Below are 25,703 nucleotides of genomic sequence, written 5' to 3' on the forward strand. Positions count from 1 at the left end.
ATCCTAATCTTATTCTTGTACCGCTTGCATGAATTCTAGTATTTTGCGGGTGGTATTCACATTGCGAATCGTCATTAACGGATATAATTTGGAGCTTACCAATTTGTTCATCTGACTTCGGGCAGCGTCTTCACGACGGACTGCGAATAAAATAGCGCCCGGTATGTATATCAATGTGCCTACACCAGCTTGGAGAGGAAGCTTCTCTACAATAGACTCATCATCGATCTCGTCCCAGAGAAAAAAGACATCACTTTTCATCTGATCATCATTACTCCACCATTCAGGTAGGTGCTCTATGACGATTTGTATTTGCAGGATATCTCGAATCATGACTTTAATCTGTAGACCAAAATCTGTCGCTATCGCTTGTTGCAAAAGCTCTGACAATTCATGATGAGTCAGCGTAGCGTGGGAGAATATAATATTGCCAGAGTTGATATAAGTAGTCACATGGTTCATTCCTGCGTTTTCAAATGTGACTTTGAGTGCTTTCATATTGATTTTGTTATTCCCACCGACATTAATGCCCCGTAGCAATGCAATATAGATCATCAAGTCTGCTCCTTTTTATTCAAATAGTTATCGCATATAGATATAGTCTACATCGTTATTGCAAGGTTACAAGAGAACAGCCGCAATCGTTAGATATAAAGATTTTTCTATGTATCAAGCTATCAAGACTATCTATCAAGACCATGTACCGAGAACGATAGTATCGAAAAAAAAACCTGTGCTTCTTTAGATCAAAGAAAGTACAGGCTTATGCTCGAAGCTACTATATATTAAGTAATTATAGAGAAGAGGATTGCGGAACCGCTACAGAAGCTAGAATAGGTATAGATGCTACCTCTTGATCACTGTCGGCTAGTGATTGCCAAATAACTTAACTTTTAGATGAACGAAGTTTTTCTGCTTTTTGTATAAATGACTTCTGCTTGGCAGCACTACCACATAAACGATATAACACTTGATCACGCTGGTAATCTTCTATCGTTTGAAGCTGTTGATCCCATGCTAGAATGATCTCAGGACGCTCTATATATGCTGTCCAAGCTTTAATTGGTTTAGCAGATTGACCGCTTGCTACTAAAATAGACATAAGCACAGGTACAAGTGATACATCCATTCCATGTGTCTCTACCAACGCTTCCGCATAATGATCTTGTGCAGATTGATGTTCTGTATCGACCATTTGCATATATTGGATCAATAAAGGGAAGTAGTTAGTACTATACAATCCCAGACCTAATATAGCATATGTTCCAGGCATAACTGACTTCTCACCGGGTTCTACATCGCTATACCATGCAAATTCCTGCATAGCCAGTTCTCCATACTCTGCAATTAACGGATGTAGTGCTGGATACTGCAACGCATTAGCAAAAAAACGATGTAAAGGAGATTTAGCTAATCCTTTTACAGGCAACAAACTTTTGGATTTACTGCTATATTTTAATTGATATTCATGCGGGAACCCTGTACGCAACAGATCACAAATATAAGTTAATGCTTCCCGATAATTGGATTTCTCTTCTGTAGTCAACTTGATCTGGATCGTCTGTAAAATATCATTGGCTTTACCATGAAAAAGATCGGTTTTTCGTTCACTTTCGATCGTTCCACTACCTTGAAGAAGATAAATCTCTGCTTGGTCTGAATGTAACTGAACTGCATATTCTAGATACGTTTGGCGTTGATCTGCATCACTTTTACCTATACGTAGTGCCGTATAAATCAATAACTCCAATTCTTTTGCATCGATAGCAGGAAGCATATCTGCTGATTTGAGATGTAATGTCGTATTATATTCACTTTCCATATCGAAATAACGCGGTAAAAAGATTTCATTCGCCCAGTGAAGTAATGCCAGTCTAGAAGTGGATTGCCAATCACTATATAATTCTCGGAAAGTAATTAATTTTGTATCTGTATGCTCAAATAGCGATGAAACATTCTGTACATCAAGCGTCACTACATCTTGATTTAACATCAGATTAGCGAAAAAGAATAAATCTTCTTTTTGAGGCAATATCGGTAGATCAGACTTGATTTTACGATCTATAAAATCATTCAGAGCTTGTTGAAGCGATTGTAATTTGTCTGGATTGATCCATTGTTCAGTATGTACATACAGCGGTTCGCCTTGTTCATTTTCAAATGCAAACGAGACTGTAAAACGATAATCAAAAAAGTGACTACCATATTCATCGGACATAAATAAAGTATGCAGACGTTGTTGGAGTGCAGGTGCATATTCTTCTTGTAAAAGTGTAGGAGAAAGATCATCAATAAAAACTTCACTTTCCCATGTATAGGCTGAGTCACTCCATGAAAAAGGTTCTTCCACTTCGATAAAAAATGACCCTTGCTTATAACTGGATTTGCCTTTGCGGTAACCGACTTTGAAATAATCGCGCAGTCCTGCTTGTAATGGGCTGTATCTTGGAAATTCCTCAATACGCTTTTTTTCAGCTAGATATAATGGTTCAAGCTGTGACCATGTTTCTGATAACAAAAGTTCAATATGTGGATGCAAAGTAAAACCTCCTTGATCGGTCGCTAGTGATTATTGCCTATTATATCATCTTGTACTCACAGTCAAAAATATCGAACTGACTGTCTATGTATGTATATGATCTTGATTATAATTTAATTGAACACTCTAATGTCTATCATAAATAAACAAAGAAAAAGGTCTCTATACGAGCTAGAGACCTTTTTTTGTATGAGTATTACAATCACGATTGGATCGATTTGGGTTCAAATACAAGATCACTTGTATCTGCTTCATCTCGAATAGCACCAACAATTTTTTCTAAAATGTCTTCCATCGTCACTAGACCAACCGTTTGACCGGATGCATCAATCGCAATTGCCATATGCACACGGCTTTGTTGCATTTTAATCAATACATCTTTAACAGAAGAAGTGGATGGGAAATGAGGCATCGTATGAATAAAATCAGCTACTTTGTAATCACGACCTGCGGCTACTGCTGTTAATAATTCTTTGGTATTGATAAATCCGATAAAATGATCCGGGTTATCCAAGTCTATAACAGGGTAGCGAGTATATTCATATTCGTCCAATATCTCGATAATCCCGGCAAGAGGCATTTCTTTAGCAAGTGTAGCAATTTGAGACTTGGGAATCATAATTTCTTCTAATGTGCGCTCATCAAAAGTGAATATATTTTGTAAATAACTTAATTCGGTTTTGTTAATCTCGCCACTTTCGTAACTTTGATCTACAATCCAGCGTAATTCTTCTTCAGAATAGACCGAGTCATGACCTGCCGGCTTGATTCCGAAGATACGCAGTAGAAGGGTAGCCGAAGTATTTAGAATATAAATAAACGGATACATGACTTTACCGAACCAGTACAGTGGAGGAGCTAACAATAACGTCATTTTTTCAGCAAATTGAATCGCCAACGTTTTGGGTGCTAATTCACCGATAACCACATGTAAGAAAGTAATAATAGCTAAAGCAATCGCATATGACAGAACAGTCGATAGCGCCGCAGGAACTTGTAATTGATCAAATAACGGGTGCAGTATTTTTTCTACTGTCGGCTCACCGAGAGCACCTAATACTAGCGCTGTAATCGTTATACCTAACTGACACGCCGATAAATAATAATCAAGATCATGAGCTACTTTTTTAGCGAGTACTGCTTTTTTGTTACCATCTTCAATCAACTGATCGATTCGAGACATCCTGACTTTCAATATAGCAAATTCTGCTCCTACAAAAAAAGCAGTTAAGCCGATAAATACAGCTACTAAAAATAAATTTAAACCAATTGTTCCGTCCAATGATTTCCCTCAGAAAGAGGGATTCACCTCCGTATAATTATAATTTGGCGAACCATACATATAAAATAGGTAAAGATTATGCTCGATAAAGTCGTACTTGTTTGATCTGTAAATGATCTTTCTCCGTTACCGTCCATACATAATCATCTTGTTCTAATACTTCACCGACTTGCACATCGGTTCCTTTGTAATGTTGAATCCAACCACCGATCGTATCAATCTCTTCATCATTTTCAAAAGTCATACCGAACTGCTTCTCAAGTTCATCTAATAAAGTACGTCCATTGATTAAATACGTAGTATCGTCGATAGGTTGAATATCAGCCACTTCATCAGCATCAAATTCATCTCGAATCTCACCAACTAGCTCTTCCAACACATCTTCCATTGTAATTACACCTGAAGTACCGCCATATTCATCAATCACAAGCGCCATATGCACACGTTCTTTTTGCATGCGAATCATAGCATCTTGAATAGGGGTTGCTTCTTGTACCGAAGGAAGAGTGCGCACAAATTGTTGTAATTGATGTTCTCGACCAGCAACAATATGAGGCAACATTTTTTTGACATTGACTACACCAAGAATCAAGTCTTTATCACCCGCTTGAGTAACCGGATAGCGAGTATAATAATTTTCATCCAGCGTAGCAATAATCTGTTGTTCGGTCATATTCAGATCAAGAGTCACCAGTGCCGTACGTGGCACCATAATATCGCGTGTTACTCGTTCGTCAAAGGAAAACACATTTTCCATATAATCCAGCTTGGTCTGATTGATCTCGCCACCCTGAAAACTTTGAGTCATAATAATCTTCAATTCACTTTCAGAATAAATGTCTTCATGACCTGCTGGCTTTACACCAAAAGAGCGTAGCAACACGCGTGAAGTACCGTTCAAAGCCCAGATAAACGGGTTCATAATTTTACCGAACCAGTATAAATAAGGAGCAAGCATTAACGTCAATTTTTCCGAAAATTGAATCGCCAACGTTTTGGGAGCCATTTCTCCGATAACGACGTGCAAAAAGGTGACTAAAGCAAAAGCAATCGCATACGAAGCTATCGAAGCTGTAGCTGCTGAAACATTCAATAGATCAAATACAGGATACATTAATCGTTCTACAGCAGGTTTACCGATAGCTCCAAGTCCAAGTGCTGTTACTGTAATTCCTAACTGACATGCAGAAAGGTAATAGTCTAGATCGCTTGCTACTTTTTTAGCCAAATGAGCTTTTTTGTTACCTTCTGCAATCAATTGATCGATCCGGGACATCCGAATCTTTACAACAGCAAATTCAGAAGCAACAAAAAACGCAGTTAACACAATTAAAACAGCAAGTATGAGTAAATTAATGATCGTAATAATGTCCAATTATTTCCCTTGAAAAAGGGATTCACCTCCAGAAGTGTAAAAAGCCTTGTTCATTTTTTGTGTGATACATCCGTATAGAAAAGGTAGCCTACAAAGAACTTTGATTACAGTATGATATGTTGTTAATTGAGCAACTTGATCCATTTGCAATATCGCCTTCCCAATTGGACTACCCCCTCTCTTATAGTATTTCTATGATTATATCATGTTCTTACCCCAAGCATACAGTAGTAGGTGATGGTTCTTAGTTTGTCCACATTTCTAGAAATAATTACAAAAAGACCTCTTTTCGTAAAAAGAGGTCTTTCACTACATTATATATAGAAGGTATATACACCTATATTAAGCAATCCAAAAAAGAAAGATATACACGTATCTATTAAGATTGGTTAGGAGAAACCATGATTTTGACTTGATTTTTTTCTTTTAACAATGCTTCAAATCCTTGTTCTACAATATCATTCAAAGCAATACGTTTGGTGACTAATTTCTCGGATGAGAAGTATCCTTGACTCATAAGGCTAATAACCGCAGGGAATACATCACGATATCCAATAATGCCTGTAATATTACGTTCTTGCATAACGATCTGATTAGGATGAATAGGTGCTTCTTTTTCAAAAATACTAACGATCATAATCTGTCCGCTAAGCTTGGTAGATTGAATCGCTTGAGTTAAGACTACTGGCACACCTGTTACTTCATAAGCGACATCTGCACCGCCATTAGTAAGACGATGAATCTCTTTAACTACATCGACTTCAGCGGGATTAAGTCCGATAGCACCTAATGATTCAGCAGTGCTTCGACGTTCTTCTGATAATTCAACAGCATAGATTTCTGCTGCTCCTGATGCTTTGAGCGCTTCAATCACAAGTAGACCGATTGGACCTGCACCGAATACCACAGCACGATCGCCGACTTTTAATTGACTTTGACGGACAGCATACAAAGCCACCGCAGAAGGTTCAACAAGTGCACCTTGCTCATATGACACGCTATCTGGAATTTTGTGCACCATATGTTCATCAGCAGCTACATACTCAGAGAAGCCACCGCCACCACCGGCAAGCCCTAAAAATCCCATATGTTCACAAAGGTTATATTTACCTTGCTTACAAGCTGTACATTTTCCACATGCAAAAATAGGCTCTACCACTACGCGGTCGCCAGCTTGAACTTTGGTAACACCTTCGCCAACTTCAACTACCTGTCCGGAAAATTCATGACCCATCACTACAGGCGCTTGTTCATTTGTTAACGGATGATTTGTACCTTGCGAAATAAAGATAGGTCCTGCCGCATATTCATGTAGATCGCTACCGCAGATACCGCACCATTCTATTTTAATTTTTACTTTACCTGCTGTTACTTGTGGTTCTTCGATTGTTTCTACTCTTAAATCTTTAACACCATGCCATCTTAATGCTTGCATTCCTGTCATCTCCCTAGTCTAAAATGTATCATTTCAAAGTTAAGTATAAAATAATTTAGGAAACGTTTCCGAAAAATATGATGTCACATTATTGACATAAAGTCAAATGATTTTACTAAAAAAAGTGATCATCATCATTGAAAAAATATGATCTTTTTACATTGACATGTCATCGCTATCAAACATATAGAAACAATAATAGTAAAAATGATGAATCCAGATGGTCTCCCAAAGCCTGATCAAGCTTGTATAGCATCGCTCATGATATAATGGATGTAAATCATGAAATATTTCATAGTATTATGGAAACGATTCCGATTAGGAAGGACTATTAATATATGCGTTCAAAAAAAGTAACGATTGAAGATGTAGCCAAGCAAGCAGGGGTAGGTATTGCTACCGTATCTCGAGCTTTGAATAATAGTACAGGAATTAGCCAGGCCACCAGAGCACGAATACTACAAATTATTGATGAAATGGGCTTTACACCAAATACATCTGCTCAAAGTCTCAAAATCCGTCAGACCCGTCAGATTGCTCTTGCTGTTCCTGATATTCGTAACGCTATTATTCCTGATATTGCTTGGGCAGTAGAGCAAGCCGCCAAGCAACATGGATATCGAGTTGTACAGATTAATACACTGGGTAATGCAAGATTAGAGTTGGAAACGTTACGTGAAATCAAAAAACTTCATGTAGATGGATTAGTGATGATGCCACTTGCTTATCCCAAGTCACTTGAAAGTATGATCAATCAAGCTGGCATCCCTATCTCGGTTATAAATTATAGTAAAACGCTAAGCCCTGATCTCAAAGCTGATATTGTCGGTCTTGCCAGACAAGAAGGTAAGCTGGTTATGGAACATCTTATTCAGATTGGACGTACCCGTATTGCTTATGCTGGTGCACCGAAAGATAAAATTGAAGAGCGTTATCTAGCATATGAACAATCGGTTAGACAGGTAGACGCTTCACTGGTATATTTTGGGGAAGATTTTACATTTGAGACCGGACGACAAGCGGCTAATTACTTCTACCATTTGAAGCATATGCCTGATGCAATCTATGCGGTGAACGATATGGTCGCGATTGGAATTGTGAATCGTTTCAAAGAGTTAGGGGTTCGTGTGCCGCAAGATATCGCTGTAGTAGGGATTGATAACAATTTGTGGACAACGATCACAACGCCGCAAATTAGTTCGGTATCCATCATGGGGAATGAAGTAGGCAGATTAGCAGCAGAATTACTACTCAAACGCATTCAGTCACCGAATGTATCGGCGTATGAACGGGTAGAATTTGAGCCTAGATTAATCGTACGAGAATCCAGTGTAGCCACTCATCAGTATTCGCATATCGATATACAAGACGACAAATAATTGCTTTTTATTTAGTTACTTGACGAAACTTTATATTTTAAATATACTAACTTACATAAAGTAAATAAAATGAGTTTTGAAGATCATTGGATCAAAACTATTTTATTTCACTGAATGTCATGTTATTTATACGGATTATTGATTATGATGAATAGGCAAGTTGATAACAAAGCAGATTACGATTCTAAATTTGATGGAGGTTACACTTATGAAAATTCTAGTTACTGGAGCTACAGGTCAATTGGGTTCACTTGTTGTTGAGCAATTATTACAATCGGTTCCTGCTAGTGATATCGTGGCAAGTGTACGTGATCCGAAAAAAGCAGAGCATTTGAGCGCCAAAGGTGTAGAAGTTAGAGAAGGTGATTTTGCCCGTCCTGAAACGTTAGCTTCCGCTTTTGCAGGTGTTGATAAATTGCTTATGATCTCTACATCTCCGGGAAATCGTGTTGCTGAACATCAAGCTGCTATCGATGCCGCCAAAGCCGCAGGCGTTAGCTTTATCGCTTATACCAGTGCACCGAATGCACAGGAAAGTACATTCTTTTTAACCGAAGATCATCGTCAAACCGAAGATGCTTTGGTCGCTTCAGGAATCACATATGCTATTCTACGTAACAACTGGTATTTGGAAAATGAAATGGGTACGATTCAAGCTGCATTACAAGGTGCTCCTTGGTTAACATCTGCTGGAAATGGTAAAGTAGGCTGGGCGATTCGTCGTGATTATGCAGAAGCAGCAGCAAATGTGTTAACTCATGAAGGTCATAATAATAAAGTCTATGAATTATCAGGTCCATTATTAACACAAGAAGAACTAGCAGCCATTTTGGCGGAAGTGAGTGGAAAAGATATTCCTGTTCAACAAGTAGATGATGCTACGTATGAACAAGTCATGAAAGAAGCAGGCGTACCTGCTGATGCGCTTCCTTTTGTAGTGGGTATCCAAACAGCGATCCGCGAAGGTTCACTCGCTGTAGAAAGTCAAGATTTCGAAAAAGTATTAGGTCATCCGAATACACCACTTCAAGAAGGATTCCGCGAGATTTTAAATCAAGGATAATATAACCACCATATAGATACACCTATAAGTCTGCTTGTACAGTGAACGATGCTGTAGAGGTAGGCTTATTTTTTTATAGCATATGATACAATACACAAAAAAGTAAGTTGAGCTTCAAATCAATTAGTCATAACAGTAAGCTTATACGAATGATCGTGAGGGAAGTTAGAATGTCAGTTGAAAATCAGTGGATTGTACAATGGAAATCGACTCAATCGTTAACACATCAATGGATGTCTGTAGGAGCATTCCATTCTTTTATATATCCAGCATTGATTCTTATTATAGATGGACAAGCGATCTGGAAAATAAACGGTGAACGTATTCAAGTATCATTTGGTCAATTGATTGCAGTAGAAGCATATTCGCTAATTGAAGTGTTAGAAGGTGGTCAACTTGATCTATCCGGTTGGTACATTGAATTTAATACATATGTGCTGACCGAAAATACGTCAACATGGAGCCCTCATCTATGGTCTATTCCAGCAGAAGGAACCTATCAGAAAGTGCAATTAACAGGTGGGGTTGTTGCGAATATCAGTCAACATTTGAGTAAAGAAAGTTCAGATCTACAATATGAATTATCGGTAAAATATCCATCTGTCATCTATGAATTGCTCAACTATATATATCAAGCTCAACATCATATAACTGATGATCAGCAAACGCTAACGCAAGGTATTATCCGTTCTGCTGAATATATGCATATTCATTATGATCAAGTGATCACCCGTAAGCAGTTAGCAGAAATTGCCGGAGTAAGCCCCTGGTATTACTCGCGTAAATTTAGTGAGCGATATGGCAAGCCACCGCTTGATTATCTGGCTTCGTTCCGTATGTATCGTGCGCAAGAACAATTGATCTTTACCCAGACCAATTCGCAAGACATTGCCAAACAGTCTGGTTTTGAAGATACGCATTATTTTAGCCGGCGATTCAAGCAGGTTGTCGGTGTATCGCCAAGTCTGTATGCAGGAAGTCTATCGTCTCGCAAAATAGTATGCCTTTCTGCAACGTGCGCCGATATGATGATCAATCTCGGTATTATCCCTTATGCAGTGATAGTGACACCGCTTCTATTAGCACCTCATCAATTGCAACAATTTGAAGCACATGGTGTAAAGATCGTAGAGATGGCACAGTATGAACAAGATATTGGGCAGATTCAGCAACTAAATCCAGAATTGCTGATCGGTAATGTCTGGTCTGAAGAAGTGAGACAACAGTTACGTGCGATAGCCCCTTTTATTACGAACTTGAGTATTGATGTGCTAACGTTACTGCAACAATTGTCTTCTATATTTCACAAGCAAGCAGAAGCAGAGCAGATTCAAGTCCATTTAGAACAAGAGATCGATATCGCCAGACAAAAGCTTCAACCGATCATTGATGCGCAAGCGACGATTATGGTTTTGCGAATAGAGCCTTACGGTTATCGTTATCTAGGTGTAGATGCTGTTGGTGTAGCAAAGTTACTATATAGTCAATTGGAATTGAGTGCACCCGAAGTATTACAAGAAGGCAAATCATGGTTCAATCCTTGTACATTAGAGCTGTTATTGTCAGCCAATCCTGATTATCTCTTTATAGAGAAAAGGATGATAGAGCAGTTCAGTACCGATGAGAGTATGCAAAAATTGCTAGAAAGTGATGTATGGCAACAGTTAAAGGCTGTTCAACAACATCAAGTGTTCGATATGGATACACGTCTCTGGGTAGAAGGACGCGGTATCACAGGATATAAGATGATATTAAATGAAATTGTGACTAATCTGACAGGTGAGTTGTAAAAGAGTGCACAATAATTCAAATCAATACGCACGATTCCCCATGTAAGGAAGAGTTGTTGTCTGATACTATATGATAATAATAATCATTATCATATAAGGAGAGATACAGATATGTCGCGTCGGTTGTTAAGTTGGGGAATGATAGTCATGATATGCAGCTTGTTGTTATCCGCTTGTGCTAGCGGTTCGAATACAGAAGCTAATACAGCAGCAGCTACTGAGCAAGATACAGGTACCAAAGTAGTCAAAGATTATTTCGGGGAAGTTACGATTCCACAGCACCCCAAAAATGTACTGGTGCTTAGTTCGATCTATGCAGAGTATTTGATTGAGATGGGTGTTCCGCCACAGATGGTTATTTTTGTACCTGAGGTAGAGCCGGATTATCGTGCACCTTATTTTGAGAAGAATGGCGTGCAAATGATTCAAGCAGAGCAATATCAATACAACTATGAGCAATTATTATCATTATCTCCTGATCTAATTGTAGGCATTGGTGTTGGTATGGAGCCGGGTACGTACGAAGAATTATCCAAAATTGCACCAACTGTAGCGATTAATGCAGATAGTGAAATGAAAACAGCGATGCCTGATCTGGCAGCTATTTTCGATAAAACAGAAGTGTCTCAACAGGTATTAGCCACATTCGATGCTAAAGCCAAACAAGCTAGAGAACAAATTCAACAAGCGATTGGTGATAAAACGGTATTGATCTTGCGTGTTGAATCCGAACGTTATCGTGTAATGGGGCCCAAAGCTGCGAACAGTAGTGCATTCTTTTATCAAACGCTAGGTCTACATAGCCCTGAAGCGATCAAAGACTCGACCGATTGGTTTTCTCCAATATCACTCGAAGCTTTACCTGATATGAATCCTGATTATATTTTTGTCGAAGATCGGATTTTGAAAGATCACGATAATACCGAATCGATGAAAAGGTTAAAAGAAAACAAAGTATGGGCAAGTCTAACTGCTGTCAAAAACGATCATGTTTTCCCATTGAAAACAAGTGATTTTGTCCATGGAGTAGGCCCTGTTGGTTCAGTATTGTTAATGAATAATGTTGTCGAAAAGTTGGTGAAATAAGATGAATACTCAACCGCTCGATATTTACGATATTACGATTATTGGTGGCGGCCCGGCGGGAATGTATGCTGCTTTTTACAGTGGTATGCGGGCGATGCGTACTAAGATTATTGAAGCTAAGCATGAACTCGGTGGATTTATGCGTACGTATCCTGAAAAGTTGGTCTGGGATGTAGGCGGAATTGAGCCTACCCGTTGTGAGCAGATTATACAATCTTTGGAGAAACAAGCGCAAACATTTGAACCTACAATTGTCTTTGGTCAGGAAATTGCTCATCTGGAACGTCTTGAAGATGGTGTGTTAATGCTGACATCTAGAACCGGTGAACGTCATTATACACGCACGATTGTATTATGTATCGGTAGAGGAATGACTCAGATCCAGAAGCTAGATATTCAAGGCGCGAATCAGTATGAGCTTACTAATCTACACTATACAGTAACCGATCTTTCTCGCTTTGCCGGTAAACGGGTATTGATTTCTGGTGGTGGAGACTCGGCAGTAGATTGGGCAAATGAATTGGCTGGATTAGCGAAGGAGGTGACTGTTGTTCATCGACGGGATGAATTTGGAGGGCATGAACACCCTGTTGCTCAGATGAAATCTTTTGCCAATGTACACACCCCTTATCGCATTGCTCATCTACATGGTGCACAAGATAAGATCGAATATGTTGAAATTGCACATATGCATACGGACGAACTACAACACATTGAAGTAGATGAAGTTATCGTCAATCATGGATACGATCGTAATTTCGGTAATCTGATGGAATGGGGCCTAGAACGGGAAGATTACGGAGTATCTGTAGACGCACGTATGCGTACAAATATTCAAGGCGTATTTGGTGCAGGAGATTGTATCACATATGGAAGCAAAGTCAGACTGATCGCTGGAGCATTTAATGATGCTGTACTTGCGGTCAATGCAGCCAAATTGTATCTAGAACCGGATGCTTCTCATATGGCAGGCGTGTCTTCTCATAATGCGCGTTTTTATGAGAAAAATAAAAGTATTCATTCATAAGTTAGCGTAGCAAGTATAGCATGATGATTGATTAAGAAATGATTATACCCAATAACGATACATCCAAAATATCATACAAGTAATGATTGAAATAAGCATAAATTATTATAATTAAATAAGAACTACTGCAAGTAAAACAAAATAAAAAGAGTCCCTTTGTATAAACTACAGAGGGACTCTTTTTTTGAGTACTACACAGAACAAAATATGATTGGATTTAATAGTATAAGCTTCACTTGGAATAATTATTGTGTAATTGTACTACGTTTAGGACTGTAAAAATTTTATGATTTCAAAAAGCCTTTAGTCATCTCGTACATTTGCTTGGTGTATTTATCGATATCATTGCGTGACATTCGTAGGCGATCTACCGAAGAACCGTAACCAATTTCTTGTTTACCTGCCGCTAATCCTTCAAATATACCATCTGCAAAAGCATCTAACGGCTCGCCTTGAGTATGTTGTCCGGCTCCACCTAAATCTGTATTTACAGCAGGAGGTGCAATTTCGATCACTTCAATCGATGTATCTTCTAACTGGTATCGAAGACTCATCGTAAATGAATGGAGTGCTGCTTTGGTTGCTGAATAGATAGGAGCAATCACAAATGGTGTAAAAGCTAATCCCGAAGTAACATTAACAATAGCAGCATTTTGTTGAGTCACAAAATAAGGAGCAAACAACATCGAAAGGTGAATAGGTGCTTCAATATTGATCGTGATTTCTTTGCTAAAATCACTCCAATGGTTCTTAGCATCTGCTGTTAATACATTTAAGCGTTGCTGAATACCTGCGTTATTAACGAGCACATTTACTTCTGGATAGTGAGTTGTGACCCAATCCAATAGTTCAATCCGTTCGGCTTCATTTTCTACATCGCATACACGTGTGATCAATGCTGGATATTGTTGCTGTGCTTGTTGCAGAACTTCTTCACGTCGTCCACAGATAATCACTTTATTGCCTGCTTTCAAAAAACGTTCTGCAAAAGCAAGTCCAATTCCCGCACTTCCACCGGTGATCAATATCGTATTCCCTGTAAGCTGCATAATGATTCTCCTTTAGTTCATTGATTTGGTTAAGATTAGAGATCGAATAAATAGATAGAAAAGTGTCTTATATCTTATTTGTACAAAAAAGAGCATGTTGAACTGGTAAAAGGGCTGATATACTAAATAAAGAAATACATAACAAGGAGAATATATGCATAACATCAATCATTTACAGCTACAAAGTACACAACGATACGATGAGTTTGATCCTCAGCAAGAGGGAAATAAAAATGTGACTTTTATTGATTTTGTCATCGATGGCCAATCTCTTTATATCATGCTAAAACAATATGATAGAATTCCCGCATTAGGATAGGGAGGTGAAGAGTATCAAAAGCAAATCTTAGATTATTTGTTATTAGAACAGATGCATCCTGATCTATATTATAGATATCCACTATTGGTCTGTCCTTGGTGCGGGGATGAAGAATGCGGATTTATCTCCGTTTTGATAGAAAAAGAAGCAGATTTAATCGTATGGAGAGATTTTAAGCTAGAGCCAGATAATAAAACTATACCTATCGGCCCTTTTTATTTTGAGTGGGAACAGTATAACAAGTTAATAAGTAAGAGTAGATAGAAAAACAATAAAAGAGGTGTAAGATGAATGTTCTAAAGGTTGCTGTTCTGCTTATCATATTACTTTTGTTATGTTCCTGTAGTGTAGATGCTCAATCAGTAGTGAAAATCGAGGGTCGGAATCAAAGTGCTACTATTCCAGGATTAGACTATACGATTGCTAATTATTTTCACGATTTTAATGATATACATAAATGGAGTAATGTTGCGACAAATGATTTTATTAAGCAAGCGTATTCGTTATGTTCGGGAGATACGAGCGATAGCAAAACAATCGAAGAAATGAAGAATAGTTACTTTGAAATTAATCAGAACAAGTTAGATTTGGCGGAATGCAATATCGATAAAATAGATCAAATCGATAAGGGTCTTGTCAATATACGTGTTACAAGAACATGGGAAAATGGAGATACAGATCAAGTAAGCTATGAAATTATTAAAGTAAATGATAAATGGTTGATTGATCAGCGCTTTTAATCATTCATTTATTGGTTATATTATAATGGCTTGAAGGAGAAAAAAATATGTCCAACTCTATACTATATTAGACAGGGAAAATCTAAGTTGTATACTTGATCAAAAGTACATTATACGTTGCACTGTTATTTTCTTTTGATTTAGATCAAGCCGAATATATTCTCAACAATATTAAATATTATTATATATATTGTTAAGGAGGTGAACAAATGGGAATGAATAGAAAGAGTAAAAGAAAAATTACTTGCTTAAATCGCGTTTTCTATTGGTATGTAAAGCCAGATTGGGAGGATGCAGGTAAGGTTAATGTACATATTATTTCAGAAGATAAAAAGTTTATCGTTGTATATGAAGTAGGTCAGACTAAAATACAAAAAACAAAACCTTTTATTGTTATACAAGGATTAGAATTTGCAGGAATTGCGCAGAGTCGTACTGGTTATCAGAGAGTGCTTACACCGGTTTGGAAAGATGATATCATTACACCTTCTTTTATTGAAAAAATAATTAAATGGAGCGTTTCTCCAAAAGAAAATTTAATATTTGTAAACTATCTAGGTGAAATTGTAATATAAAAGGTTGACTAATCCCACAAGGGGATATGAATAACATTTTCTAAATCAGATTAACTAAAAGACTACATCATAAAATTGGAGAATACTAATGAAAAAATTAAAACCATTATGGTATTTTTTATTATTACTGTTGCCCACTGTTATTTGGACTATGCTCTTAATTAAATGGTTTCCATATACAGGTCTGGGAAGAATTTTAACTGTTCCTGCAACTTTTATTGTGAATATTATAATAGTTGTCGCTTCCATGTTCATCGTGCACAAAAAAATATGGAAGAATATCGTTAAAATTATAATAGTGGTATGTGTTACGAGTTGTATAACAATAGCTTTTTATCCACAAGAGTCTGGTCCTCATGTCACTACTCAAGTTAAAAATACAATAAGATCGATAACTCATATAGAAGAAATAACTAGAAATGATTTGGCGAATGACGATAGTAATGATGATTCAAAATATGTAGTTGCTTTATACAAATATAGAAATGAAATACCTTTAGATGGAACGTATTACATTTATGATCGTGATTATGAATATTTGAATAAATATAGTATTCACAGCTTAGAAGAAATCCCTTCTAAGTTAATGGGCTATCACAAAGTAGTATGGTGGTATTTAACACATTTTATCTCATAATTAAATGATATGAACATTATGTGCGAATCAATAACAGTAATCTATCCGCAGATACGGTGGCACAACTGATTATAGAAACATTTGAATTGTAACAAAGTGATATAAGTGCTATAGATATCATTAATTTTCCAACATAAAATCAATATCTGGAAAAAGGAGGAGATATCATGGATCGCGTGATAGTGATCGGTTGTTCAGGTTCGGGAAAGTCGACTCTTTCACAAAAGTTACATAAAATATTACAATTACCTATTATTCATCTAGACCGTTATTACTGGCAAGCGAACTGGCAAGCAACCGAGCAGGAAGCATGGGATCAGAAAGTCACAGAATTTGCGCTGACAGATCGGTGGATTATAGATGGAAATTACTCTAGAACATTAGATATACGGATTGAGCGAGCCGATGTTATTGTCTTTTTGGATATGCCTAGATGGTTATGTATGTATCGAATTGTGAAGCGAAGAATACAGTATCATGGCAGAACAAGACCTGATCTTAATAAAGATTGCCCCGAAAAGCTTGATATCGGTTTTTTGAAATGGGTATGGAATTATAGGAAAAGAAATCGAGTTAAAACACTAGAAAAATTGGAGCAAGTCAAAGAACATCAAAACGTTGTGATTATACGAAATAAGAAGCAATTAGAAGAGTTGGTAGAGCAATTATCAAGTTATTAAAAACGAAGGTAAATTGAAAAAAATGCTAGACGATAACTTGTCAATAAATTCAAATTACTGCTATACTTTTCATATACTATTGAATTGGGGGTCATACCGTGGCAATGTTGGTAGCAGTGCTAGATTGCTCGTTCACTACAAAGGCCTTACGCAAAGCCTAAACGGGGCGCATATCTTTGTGTAGGGCGCGATAAATGTAATGATATCGCCCGGTTTTTAACGTATGTGGGTATACGTAGGCTTTGCACCTTATGAATGATTTAATAAATATAAGGGGCTGAAAGCAATGCAAACACCATTTATTCAGAATGATCAATTAAATTTTATTAAAAAACAGGCAGACTTTCTGTTGAAAACGATGCGTAGCGTTGGCGATCGCAAAGTGTTAGAAACGGTTAGAGAAACTGCTGTTATGAACGTTATACAAGCTTTTGAACATTTAACTCCAGAACAAAAAAGTCTGTTAGAACAGTTGTCTACTTATGAAGCAACTCATGATCTGGAAAATTATCTGGATGAACTGGATGCTTATGTGATTCCATTTCCAGAAGTATCATTAAAGCAGATTCAGAAGCTATTTCCCAAAGCCAAAAAGCTGAAAACACCTAATCTAGAAATGATCGATTATACACATACTACGTATTTAAGATGGACAGATATTGCTACAAATCGTCTGTATATCGTATATCCGTATCAAGATCAGATGGTGGGGATTGAAGGCCAGATGACTTCGATGAACAAAAAAGGATTTTGTATGTTTTGTAATCGACATCGTGAGTTGGGATTTTTTAATGTGAAAATCAAAGCAAGTGGATCACCAGATAATATTGCTTCTGTAGGTCAGTATATTTGCATAGATCACGAAGAGTGTAATCATAATATTGCTGATACTACGGCATTGGAGAAGTTTATTGCTTCAGTGGGGAAATAATACAAAAGGGTCGCTCTATGAGCGATCTTTTTTTCGTGATGTGCTGTGAATCTCAGTCAGAAATAAATAACCTTTATTTCTTTATTTTTTATATCCATTTATTTCTAAATATGATATATTTCAAATGGAATAAATTAACTAAATAGGTTAATTATATTCAAATAAAACAAGGAGGATGATCAGCAATATAGAAGAAAATAGATGCACAGTAAGCCAATAATAATAACGAGAGGAAGATATGATGAAAAATTCTAATCATTTCTTAAAAAATCTTTTAGTTATTCCTTTAACATTAAGTCTCGCATCTGTAGGGGCTTTGGCAGGTCAATCGTCTACTGCTTTTGCAGAAACGCCTTCTAGTAGTGCCCAAGCAGCACCGATCATTATACCAGAACCACCACAACCAGGAGATCCGGTACCTGATCTGGATTATTATATTATTTATACATTCGTGGCTAGTTCTACACCACGTATTTTAGATAATATCAATGCGGAAGGAATCACAGATGTACAATTCACTATTTTTCCTTTCGAAGGTCAAAACAAAGAAGTTGTTATTTTTAGTCTAGAAGCTCAGACAGACAAAGGATGGGAACCTGTATTTGTAACACCATTCCAACCCTATTCCAAAACCCAGAAAAAACATTTGAAATTACCTAAAAACGATTATAAAAATTTTCGCATTATTGTGAATAGCACAAATAACCATTTTTCAGTTATGGGATATAAGCAGTGGACGAGCTGATTAGAAGGTCAATCAGGAAGTATCGGCTTGCTATCATCAATAGAGAAGGAAAGATAGCGATATAGTTATACGATGTATATGTTGCATACAAAAGAATTGATCTTCAATGATCAGTTCTTTTTTGTACTTATCTTGTAGAATGAATATCAAGCTATATATGATTGTATTACAGTTTATTATGATTTTATTGCATCCAAAAAATTTAGAAAATGAAAGAAAGGATAGGTTATGACGATTATAAGTATTGAAGGCGCAAGTGCCGTAGGGAAAACGGCAACTTCGATTGCACTTGCTAGGGAAAACCAAGCGTTTCACATTCCCGAAGTTGCGGCTTGGTGGGAAAAGCCAGAACGAGCATATCCTGAATGGTTTTTTGAGCGACAATTGGATCGATGGAATATTGCGCTGGAGAAGGAATTACATACACAAGTTATTATTGATATCGATCTATTTCAACCATTCTGGTATAACTGGTCTTTTGATTTTACTTTATTTGATGGGCAAAGTTTGGCATTTGTCGAACGTTTCTATCGTCCTTTGATAGAGCAACAGAAGTTAGGGTTTCCAGATACCTATTTTGTTCTTTATACCGATGAAGCTAATCTCAGACAACGCAAAGCAGGTGATTCTACTCGGTTAAGAAGAGGGTTTGAATTAAATGTACAATTTATTGAACCGCACAAACGATATTTTAAAGCATTGAATGACTTTTGTCCGGGGCTGGTACATTTTATCGAATCGGTTGATATTGAGAGTAATATAGAAAAGATTAGAAATGAATTGCCATATTGTACTCGTAAACATAGATACTCTATAGAACTTTTTGATTTTATGATCAACTGGCTAAGTACACATCAGGCAAATGAAGGAGAACAATATGAAAAAGATATGTACAGATTTTAATAACCCTAATCCTAATAGAATAAGAATCCCTGCTTTTGATATGAACTATTTTGAACTTATCGATGGAGAAAAAATCATTTTATATGCTGAGGATATTCAGGTAGAAGCGAAAATTATGTATGATCAAGAGCAATCTTCGTGGTGCGGTGAATTAACTAGTGAGTATATGGATGTTTCAAAAGATATTGAAGAAGCCAGAGACGATGGATTCGAAAATGGGAAAGCATTTGGAATATGGACTGAAAGAGATAATTTGATGAGGAAAATGATAGAATTAAAATTAGATCCTCAAATAATCGAAAAAATAACCGGAGTACCTCAAGAAAAATTCTAAACTTTGATTATATACAACATTATTCTCCTATAAGAGATTGGACAGAAAGCAAAGTTCTGTATCTTTTATAGGAGATAACCTGTACATGAAGAAGGCTAAACATCAGGTCAATACAATTATAATATCCATTTTATGTGTGCAGAGAATTTTATAAATAAAATACTTATATTGTTGTCTGTACAAGTCTGATATCAGGTAGTTGTTGGTCAGTACGGGCTACATGACCGATACGGGAAGCAAGTTTGCGAATAGGACCCATACTAGCGATTCGTACAAGGGTCTGCATTGTGCCGACTCCAAGTTTGGTTTTAGGATAAAATAGATCGGGAGCTCCAGGCGGCAAATGCTGTGCTTTATCTACAATAGGGCGCATCCATTGTTCATACTTGTTTAGACAAATAGCTATTCCGTCTGCTTCATTGGATTCAGGTTGTGATAGGAATGCCGCAAGAACATATCCGCCGATCAATGCGAGCGATGATCCGCCACCACCGATAGGAGTCACACACCAAGCCGCATCACCGGTAACACATACTCTGCCTTCTGACCATGTGGACATCATAATTTGCGTAAGGTAATCAAAGTAAACATCTTTTGATGTAGCAAATCCATCAATCACACGCTGATCTTCCCAGCCAGCTCCTGCAAAAATAGTACGCAATTCTGTACGAGCCTGTTCTGAAGGAATAGATGCAAGATTACGATCGCGATCTTTAAATGCGAGCATCGCACGTATCGTTCCTTGATTATCAGGACGAAGTGAAATTTGGCGACTACCTGTAGCTGTATACCAACGCCACCATCGATCATCTCCAGTTTGTCGCTCAATCGTACCATATGCGATATTCAGACCCAGTTCACGTCTGGATACACGATCTCCAAACACTTTATCCCGTGTTCTAGAGCGCACACCTTCTGCGATAATAAGCAAATCGTATATTTCAGTTTTGCCAGAATGCAGGTCGATCTCAACATGTTCTTTGTGATTTACAATGTTTTCGATCCAGTCACCATAACGAACCTGAACTTGCTCTGGTAACGTATCTAAAATAATACGTGCCAAGTCTCCACGCAGAATTTCCAGTTCAGCCGTCAGTCCATCCGAATCCTCTACCGGAAATGCACCGACGATTTGTCCTTTTTCATTTACAAATGCAGTTCCTTCTTCTGTTGTCGTCTGGTTGCGAACTTGATCTTCCAAGCCCATCATTTGAAGAACTTCACGCGCAATGCCACGCACATCGACATTTTGTCCACCATCACGAAAAGCACTTGCACGTTCGATAACCGTAACTTCCCAACCTGCTTTGCTCAACCAGAATGCCGTACTAAGCCCGGCAATACTTGCACCTGAAATCAGCGCTTTTTGAACCGTCATGATGTTGCTCCTCTCGACGTGTAGATACGCCATTATGAATACGTTAGCATAATTAAAGTCAATCATAAAAAAACCACAACTCACCCTTAGTGAAAAGTGGAGAGATGCAGTTAGATGTTCCTTACCCGCTGTGATTAGAAATTGAAACTGTGGGGCAGATATTTCGGTTGTTTTATTGTCAAATGATTAGCAAATATTCTTGAATTTATCGAAGTATACCGTTCTCTTATCAATTAAACAAATGGTTGTATAATGTACTAAAGTATCGATATACATCAAAAATACTGAATTAAAGATAGGAGTAAATCTATTTATGGATCAACAGATTGTGACTTGCTGTAGTGTAGGTGTATATGAGCATGCGCTTAAAAGAGGCAATCAATATATCGTAAAAAACGAGCATGACGATAAGTATAGAATATCTGGTAACCATGGCAGATTAGTTTGGATATCTAAAGCCCACTTTATTGATGGGAATATCACATTACCGTATTTGAAAGAATGGAAGTCAGAAGATGATCCAATAGACTATGATTTGCTGGAGGTTGATCTTATTTTTTCAGATGGAAGTAAGCGATGGTGTCTAATCACAACTCCTTCTAAACTGATACATTATTTTGAAAAGCAAGCGGATCTTTCAGGTTTTAATATTAGGCATTTACTTATATTGAAAGAAATAAATCATGAAGTTATTGAACAAACGTTACGATATTTAGAAGCTCAAGATCGATTAACAGAAGCCAGTATAGCTTTAGGATAATAGTATACATAAGGAGATACGTTTAGAAATGCAAGTCAAGTATGAATCTTAATTTTGCGGTTTTGGGATACAAGCAGTGGAGTAACTAAATAGCTCTTAGCTTGGTATCTATACTCAACTACATCGATAACAACAATAATAGAAAAGTAAATATATAAAGGATTGGTCGTGGTATAGGATCAATCCTTTTTTGCTATTTCACGAGACTTTTTGTGGTTTTAATGACTTATTCAATACTAGGCTCCTAAGAAATGGATACAAAACAAAGCGAAAGTCTGTCTTTTATACAGAGTATTGAACAATTTCTTTCCAAAGGAGCTAACAATGTTAACAAGACGCAAACTTATTCTCACTACAACACTGCTATATACGCTCTTCATTCTTTATTTTATGTTTTTTGCTTTTGGTAGAGGTGATTCTGAAGTTGACAGTTACACGTTTATCTTTGTACCCGATAATTTTTTAAAATTGCCCAATCCGTTAGAATTTTTACACCCAACGATAATGGATATTGTGAGTCTAGGAAATACGGCGGCTTTTATTCCTTTTGGCATTTTAATTCCACTGTTGTATCCTATGAAATTTATTCGATTCATTATCTTGTTTATGTTGTCTATCCTTGTGCTTGAAACTATACAGGCTTTAACCTTACGTGGAAGCTTTGACATAGGTGATGTGTTGAAAAATTCATCCGGCGCAGTGATCGGGTTCGTAGCTTATACCGTTGGCATTCGTGTGAAAGGTACTTGGCGAAGTGCTATCTCTATGGGAATTTGTATTATTTTACTATTATTCGTCTCATGGGGAATCGGTGCTGGAATCGATAAAGCTGTTGCTAAAAATCCGGGATCGTTTGTTGCTTTAAACGAGTGGGAAAATAGCAGTGGAGTCACATCGAAAAAATCTGCATTGCTTCCTTTCAAAATAGAGGGTCAAAAAATCACTCCTCAATTTAATGTATATGATGCAAACAATAAGAAATCCGAAACGTATACTTACAAGTTTGGTGGCAAAGATTTTTATTTTTATTTAAATTATGGAATTCCAGACCAAAAAGATTTGAAAGGAAGTGTAAGTGTTTTTGTGGACGGGCGACAAATCTTTTTATCCAATTTCGAAAAAGATGATCCATTGCGTACGCCACAAGTATTTGATTGGTATTTCGAACAAGCCGACGAAATTACTATTACGATAGAAGGAAATGAAAAGGTGTGGGATGTGGGATATCGAGAGATGAAGCATTTCTGGGAATAAAAGAGAGAACAGCAAAAAAGCGAATTCAGGTCTTAATCACGACTTCGATTCGCTTTTTTGTTAACTATCTTAGAATGCTATAGTTTTTCGCCAGTCGCAATCGTATGCTACTCATAACTAATCCAGTCACTCCAGCTACCACTGTACAACTTCAAATTCGTATATCTAGCTCCTTTCAAAGCCAAAATATTCGGATAAGTAGAGACTCAAAAACCTAAAGACTGTCAGTAAAAAATAGATATCGGATTTATCAAATGGGTATGGAATTATCAAAAAAGAATAAAGTAAGAATATTAGAAAATTGAAACAAGTAAGAACATAAAGAAGTTGTGATTATTCGAAACAAAGAAACAACTCTATACATTTATGAGTTGATTAGTCAAAGTGTAAAACGAATAAGCTTTAGCTAAATAAGGAGCCTATATTCAATACAAAGTGAGTTTTTAAAGAAAAGTGAATTGACCTCTAACCATATTATGTAGCGAAAATCTGATATTTAATTAATATATAATATAGAAAATACTACATATAACCAAAAGAACCGTCCAAGCAAATAGGACAGTTCTTTTGGTTATATTAAAGTGCACCTGCATCTTTTGCTGTATAAAAAGAGGGATAGATCGGGCGATAGTGTAGTTCTTTTCTAATTCGGGTAGTGTCCATAATCATATCCCATGGATCAAACTCCTGTTGCGATGCTTCTTTAGGAATTACGGTATTATAAAGTTCAAGCAACTCCGCAACAGAAATAGGTGCATCATCAGCAACATTATAAATTCGTCCATCTATACCTGATAAGGTTGCAGCTAGCATTAAGCCTTGAGCGACATCTACATGATGACCCATATGCATTCGTTTGGCTGGATGCCAATCACGCAAAAAGGGAATGATTTCTTCGATATGTGGATCGTTATCACCATACACGAAAGGCAGCCTTACAATACGAAGTCCTAATCCTTGTTCATGATGAAGGGTGAGTAGTTCTTTTTCAGCCTCTATTTTGGATACTGGATAAGCAGCTGTAGCTCGTAACTCATCGTCTTCACGGTTAGGTCGCGTGTGCCCATGACCATATACATTACTGGTGCTAGCAAATACAAATCGGGGGACGCCGATTTGAAGTACCGTCTGAGCTAATGCTAGACTACCATCCAAGTTAGTGATTTTGGTTGTATGTTCATCCACCCCACGGAATTGGGCGGCTAAATGAATAACAACATCTGTACCTCGAAGAGCATCTTTATAAGATTCAGGGTATAAAAGATCACCTTCTACGATTTCTGCTCCTTGCTGTTGCAACTTTTTAACTTTAGTCGCATCCCGAACCAGTATTTTGACATCATGACCTTGCTGTAAAATACGTGGAATCAATCGACTGCCTACTTTACCGGTAGAGCCTGTTACAAACATCTTCATTTCTCAAACCTCCTCTGGTTTTCTTGCTACATCCCTATTATCATTGAAGAGCAGTATAGTTTCCTTCCTGTGTTTATCGTATGATAAAGAGTGTCAGCATAAGGAGGTAGGATCGATGCAAAAGATGTCTTCAGATATGTCATTAGGCGAATTTCTACGCTCACGTCGGGAAAGGCTTACTCCAGAAGAAGCAGGAATCGTATCTTACGGAAGACGACGAACTCCCGGTCTTCGGAGAGAAGAAGTCGCACAAATTGCTCATATCGGTGTATCCTGGTATAGCTCTTTGGAACAAGGAAGAGATGTACAGCCATCAGAAGATGTGCTTAACCATATCGCTAGAGCACTGCAATTGACTGAGAGCGAGTGTCGCCATCTTCATTTGCTGGCCAAGCCTATTCCATTTGAAAAGACAGAAGAAGAGCAGATAGAGATAGGTCTGGTACGAATGATTCAATCCCTTGAACCGAATCCAGCAGTTATCCTTGGAAGAAGTTGGGATATATTATTGTGGAACAAAGCCGCGGAGTTGGTTTTTGAATTACCTTCATATACCAATCCTCGAAACGAGAAGATAAATTGGATCAAGCATTTGCTAATAGATAGTAAGTTAAAGTTGAATACAACCGATTGGGATGAAAAAATGCAAGTTCTGATTGCACGATTTCGCGCAGATTATGGCTATTTTCCTAATGATTATAAGTTCAAAGAGCTGATTGAAGAATTGATGCGAAAGAACTTATTATTTCGTGAAACATGGCCTAAACATGATGTAGAGGTGATGACCAATTGTCATAAAGAATGGTATACACCAGTAATCGGACACATGGATTTTGAACATGTTACATTACAACCACCAAATCATCCAGATTGGAAAATTATGATCTACACAGCTTCAGCAGATACAGCTATACGTTTGCAACAGATGATGAGTGCGCAGCAATATGGATAAGCTAATTGGAGTCGACATTTTCCTTATGATGACCCTAATATAATGCCTAATATC

At 37.3% G+C, this 25,703-nt stretch carries 25 protein-coding genes and 1 pseudogene; 17 read left to right on the top strand and 9 right to left on the bottom strand.

Features of this window, described 5'->3' with window-relative positions; genetic code table 11:
- Positions 1–9: 9 nt before the first annotated feature.
- From PQ460_RS06885 to PQ460_RS06905, 5 genes are all read right to left on the bottom strand, one after another.
- Positions 10–555: a DUF1697 domain-containing protein gene (locus tag PQ460_RS06885; protein ID WP_274172158.1), complete on the bottom strand. Its 546-nt coding sequence runs from the start codon at positions 553–555 to the stop codon at positions 10–12.
- A gap of 331 nt (positions 556–886) precedes the next feature.
- Complete coding sequence (locus PQ460_RS06890; RefSeq protein WP_274172159.1) at positions 887–2,539, bottom strand: DUF6138 family protein; 1,653 nt, start codon at positions 2,537–2,539, stop codon at positions 887–889.
- Positions 2,540–2,741: 202 nt separating this feature from the next.
- On the bottom strand, positions 2,742–3,821 hold the full coding sequence (locus PQ460_RS06895; protein WP_274172160.1) for a hemolysin family protein: 1,080 nt from the start codon (positions 3,819–3,821) through the stop codon (positions 2,742–2,744).
- 76 nt (positions 3,822–3,897) lie between these two features.
- The gene (locus PQ460_RS06900; RefSeq protein WP_273613206.1) at positions 3,898–5,196 is read right to left on the bottom strand and encodes a hemolysin family protein; all 1,299 of its coding nucleotides are present in this window, start codon (positions 5,194–5,196) and stop codon (positions 3,898–3,900) included.
- A 379-nt stretch (positions 5,197–5,575) separates the two neighbouring features.
- The gene (locus PQ460_RS06905) at positions 5,576–6,631 is read right to left on the bottom strand and encodes a 2,3-butanediol dehydrogenase (protein WP_274172161.1); all 1,056 of its coding nucleotides are present in this window, start codon (positions 6,629–6,631) and stop codon (positions 5,576–5,578) included.
- 338 nt (positions 6,632–6,969) lie between these two features.
- On the opposite strand from PQ460_RS06905, the gene PQ460_RS06910 reads away from it, so the two are divergent.
- From PQ460_RS06910 to PQ460_RS06930, 5 genes are all read left to right on the top strand, one after another.
- Entirely contained in the window at positions 6,970–8,010 is a 1,041-nt protein-coding gene (locus tag PQ460_RS06910; protein ID WP_274172162.1) for a LacI family DNA-binding transcriptional regulator, read from the top strand.
- Positions 8,011–8,218: 208 nt separating this feature from the next.
- Positions 8,219–9,073 (top strand): SDR family oxidoreductase, encoded by an 855-nt coding sequence (locus PQ460_RS06915; RefSeq protein WP_274172163.1) that lies wholly within the window; start codon positions 8,219–8,221, stop codon positions 9,071–9,073.
- A 170-nt stretch (positions 9,074–9,243) separates the two neighbouring features.
- Positions 9,244–10,863 carry a helix-turn-helix domain-containing protein gene (locus PQ460_RS06920; protein WP_274172164.1) on the top strand — a complete coding sequence of 540 codons (1,620 nt, stop codon included), beginning with the start codon at positions 9,244–9,246 and terminating at the stop codon, positions 10,861–10,863.
- A 111-nt stretch (positions 10,864–10,974) separates the two neighbouring features.
- Positions 10,975–11,949, top strand: coding sequence for an ABC transporter substrate-binding protein (locus PQ460_RS06925; protein ID WP_274172165.1), 975 nt, complete (start codon positions 10,975–10,977; stop codon positions 11,947–11,949).
- Between the two features lies 1 nt (position 11,950).
- Positions 11,951–12,976: an NAD(P)/FAD-dependent oxidoreductase gene (locus tag PQ460_RS06930; protein ID WP_274172166.1), complete on the top strand. Its 1,026-nt coding sequence runs from the start codon at positions 11,951–11,953 to the stop codon at positions 12,974–12,976.
- A 284-nt stretch (positions 12,977–13,260) separates the two neighbouring features.
- Here the strand turns inward: PQ460_RS06930 and PQ460_RS06935 are convergent, their stop codons facing one another.
- Positions 13,261–14,025 carry an SDR family oxidoreductase gene (locus PQ460_RS06935; protein ID WP_274172167.1) on the bottom strand — a complete coding sequence of 255 codons (765 nt, stop codon included), beginning with the start codon at positions 14,023–14,025 and terminating at the stop codon, positions 13,261–13,263.
- Between the two features lie 154 nt (positions 14,026–14,179).
- Between PQ460_RS06935 and PQ460_RS06940 the strand changes: the two genes are divergently transcribed.
- From PQ460_RS06940 to PQ460_RS06980, 9 genes are all read left to right on the top strand, one after another.
- Entirely contained in the window at positions 14,180–14,344 is a 165-nt protein-coding gene (locus PQ460_RS06940) for a hypothetical protein (protein WP_274172168.1), read from the top strand.
- A gap of 365 nt (positions 14,345–14,709) precedes the next feature.
- Positions 14,710–15,084 carry a hypothetical protein gene (locus tag PQ460_RS06945; protein ID WP_274172169.1) on the top strand — a complete coding sequence of 125 codons (375 nt, stop codon included), beginning with the start codon at positions 14,710–14,712 and terminating at the stop codon, positions 15,082–15,084.
- 209 nt (positions 15,085–15,293) lie between these two features.
- Positions 15,294–15,659, top strand: coding sequence for a hypothetical protein (locus tag PQ460_RS06950; RefSeq protein WP_274172170.1), 366 nt, complete (start codon positions 15,294–15,296; stop codon positions 15,657–15,659).
- A gap of 88 nt (positions 15,660–15,747) precedes the next feature.
- A complete protein-coding gene (locus PQ460_RS06955; protein WP_274172171.1) occupies positions 15,748–16,296 on the top strand; it encodes a hypothetical protein in 549 nt (182 codons plus the stop codon).
- A gap of 167 nt (positions 16,297–16,463) precedes the next feature.
- Positions 16,464–16,976: a DNA topology modulation protein gene (locus tag PQ460_RS06960; protein ID WP_274172172.1), complete on the top strand. Its 513-nt coding sequence runs from the start codon at positions 16,464–16,466 to the stop codon at positions 16,974–16,976.
- 286 nt (positions 16,977–17,262) lie between these two features.
- Entirely contained in the window at positions 17,263–17,907 is a 645-nt protein-coding gene (locus PQ460_RS06965; protein WP_274172173.1) for a FusB/FusC family EF-G-binding protein, read from the top strand.
- A gap of 241 nt (positions 17,908–18,148) precedes the next feature.
- Complete coding sequence (locus tag PQ460_RS06970; protein WP_274172174.1) at positions 18,149–18,652, top strand: hypothetical protein; 504 nt, start codon at positions 18,149–18,151, stop codon at positions 18,650–18,652.
- A 228-nt stretch (positions 18,653–18,880) separates the two neighbouring features.
- Entirely contained in the window at positions 18,881–19,555 is a 675-nt protein-coding gene (locus PQ460_RS06975; protein ID WP_274172175.1) for a hypothetical protein, read from the top strand.
- Entirely contained in the window at positions 19,530–19,889 is a 360-nt protein-coding gene (locus PQ460_RS06980) for a hypothetical protein (protein WP_274172176.1), read from the top strand. The genes PQ460_RS06975 and PQ460_RS06980 overlap by 26 nt, the downstream gene beginning before the upstream one ends.
- 163 nt (positions 19,890–20,052) lie before the next feature.
- Here PQ460_RS06980 and PQ460_RS06985 read toward each other — a convergent pair whose 3' ends face one another.
- The gene (locus PQ460_RS06985; RefSeq protein ID WP_274172177.1) at positions 20,053–21,267 is read right to left on the bottom strand and encodes an FAD-dependent monooxygenase; all 1,215 of its coding nucleotides are present in this window, start codon (positions 21,265–21,267) and stop codon (positions 20,053–20,055) included.
- Positions 21,268–21,580: 313 nt separating this feature from the next.
- On the opposite strand from PQ460_RS06985, the gene PQ460_RS06990 reads away from it, so the two are divergent.
- Positions 21,581–22,027 (top strand): hypothetical protein, encoded by a 447-nt coding sequence (locus PQ460_RS06990; RefSeq protein ID WP_274172178.1) that lies wholly within the window; start codon positions 21,581–21,583, stop codon positions 22,025–22,027.
- 324 nt (positions 22,028–22,351) lie between these two features.
- Complete coding sequence (locus PQ460_RS06995) at positions 22,352–23,281, top strand: VanZ family protein (protein ID WP_274172179.1); 930 nt, start codon at positions 22,352–22,354, stop codon at positions 23,279–23,281.
- Between the two features lie 107 nt (positions 23,282–23,388).
- Here the strand turns inward: PQ460_RS06995 and PQ460_RS07000 are convergent.
- A pseudogene (locus PQ460_RS07000) lies at positions 23,389–23,487 on the bottom strand (sulfurtransferase); the annotation flags it as partial.
- 370 nt (positions 23,488–23,857) lie between these two features.
- Positions 23,858–24,697, bottom strand: coding sequence for an NAD-dependent epimerase/dehydratase family protein (locus tag PQ460_RS07005; protein WP_274172180.1), 840 nt, complete (start codon positions 24,695–24,697; stop codon positions 23,858–23,860).
- A 115-nt stretch (positions 24,698–24,812) separates the two neighbouring features.
- Here PQ460_RS07005 and PQ460_RS07010 point away from each other — a divergent pair, with 115 nt between their 5' ends.
- Positions 24,813–25,649 (top strand): helix-turn-helix transcriptional regulator, encoded by an 837-nt coding sequence (locus PQ460_RS07010; RefSeq protein ID WP_274172181.1) that lies wholly within the window; start codon positions 24,813–24,815, stop codon positions 25,647–25,649.
- Positions 25,650–25,703 lie beyond the last annotated feature (54 nt).

The sequence above is a fragment of the Paenibacillus sp. KACC 21273 genome, from assembly GCF_028736095.1.
In the GTDB taxonomy this organism is placed as follows: domain Bacteria; phylum Bacillota; class Bacilli; order Paenibacillales; family Paenibacillaceae; genus Saccharibacillus; species Saccharibacillus kyungheensis.

What these genes read in the sequence shown, in the direction of transcription:
- PQ460_RS06885 (WP_274172158.1), bottom strand. Translation starts at nt 555, where the DNA reads ATGATCTATATTGCATTGCTACGGGGCATTAATGTCGGTGGGAATAAC.
- PQ460_RS06905 (WP_274172161.1), bottom strand. Translation starts at nt 6,631, where the DNA reads ATGCAAGCATTAAGATGGCATGGTGTTAAAGATTTAAGAGTAGAAACA.
- PQ460_RS06910 (WP_274172162.1), top strand. Translation starts at nt 6,970, where the DNA reads ATGCGTTCAAAAAAAGTAACGATTGAAGATGTAGCCAAGCAAGCAGGG.
- PQ460_RS06915 (WP_274172163.1), top strand. Translation starts at nt 8,219, where the DNA reads ATGAAAATTCTAGTTACTGGAGCTACAGGTCAATTGGGTTCACTTGTT.
- PQ460_RS06920 (WP_274172164.1), top strand. Translation starts at nt 9,244, where the DNA reads ATGTCAGTTGAAAATCAGTGGATTGTACAATGGAAATCGACTCAATCG.
- PQ460_RS06925 (WP_274172165.1), top strand. Translation starts at nt 10,975, where the DNA reads ATGTCGCGTCGGTTGTTAAGTTGGGGAATGATAGTCATGATATGCAGC.
- PQ460_RS06930 (WP_274172166.1), top strand. Translation starts at nt 11,951, where the DNA reads ATGAATACTCAACCGCTCGATATTTACGATATTACGATTATTGGTGGC.
- PQ460_RS06935 (WP_274172167.1), bottom strand. Translation starts at nt 14,025, where the DNA reads ATGCAGCTTACAGGGAATACGATATTGATCACCGGTGGAAGTGCGGGA.
- PQ460_RS06940 (WP_274172168.1), top strand. Translation starts at nt 14,180, where the DNA reads ATGCATAACATCAATCATTTACAGCTACAAAGTACACAACGATACGAT.
- PQ460_RS06950 (WP_274172170.1), top strand. Translation starts at nt 15,294, where the DNA reads ATGGGAATGAATAGAAAGAGTAAAAGAAAAATTACTTGCTTAAATCGC.
- PQ460_RS06955 (WP_274172171.1), top strand. Translation starts at nt 15,748, where the DNA reads ATGAAAAAATTAAAACCATTATGGTATTTTTTATTATTACTGTTGCCC.
- PQ460_RS06960 (WP_274172172.1), top strand. Translation starts at nt 16,464, where the DNA reads ATGGATCGCGTGATAGTGATCGGTTGTTCAGGTTCGGGAAAGTCGACT.
- PQ460_RS06965 (WP_274172173.1), top strand. Translation starts at nt 17,263, where the DNA reads ATGCAAACACCATTTATTCAGAATGATCAATTAAATTTTATTAAAAAA.
- PQ460_RS06970 (WP_274172174.1), top strand. Translation starts at nt 18,149, where the DNA reads ATGAAAAATTCTAATCATTTCTTAAAAAATCTTTTAGTTATTCCTTTA.
- PQ460_RS06975 (WP_274172175.1), top strand. Translation starts at nt 18,881, where the DNA reads ATGACGATTATAAGTATTGAAGGCGCAAGTGCCGTAGGGAAAACGGCA.
- PQ460_RS06980 (WP_274172176.1), top strand. Translation starts at nt 19,530, where the DNA reads ATGAAAAAGATATGTACAGATTTTAATAACCCTAATCCTAATAGAATA.
- PQ460_RS06985 (WP_274172177.1), bottom strand. Translation starts at nt 21,267, where the DNA reads ATGACGGTTCAAAAAGCGCTGATTTCAGGTGCAAGTATTGCCGGGCTT.
- PQ460_RS06990 (WP_274172178.1), top strand. Translation starts at nt 21,581, where the DNA reads ATGGATCAACAGATTGTGACTTGCTGTAGTGTAGGTGTATATGAGCAT.
- PQ460_RS06995 (WP_274172179.1), top strand. Translation starts at nt 22,352, where the DNA reads ATGTTAACAAGACGCAAACTTATTCTCACTACAACACTGCTATATACG.
- PQ460_RS07005 (WP_274172180.1), bottom strand. Translation starts at nt 24,697, where the DNA reads ATGAAGATGTTTGTAACAGGCTCTACCGGTAAAGTAGGCAGTCGATTG.
- PQ460_RS07010 (WP_274172181.1), top strand. Translation starts at nt 24,813, where the DNA reads ATGCAAAAGATGTCTTCAGATATGTCATTAGGCGAATTTCTACGCTCA.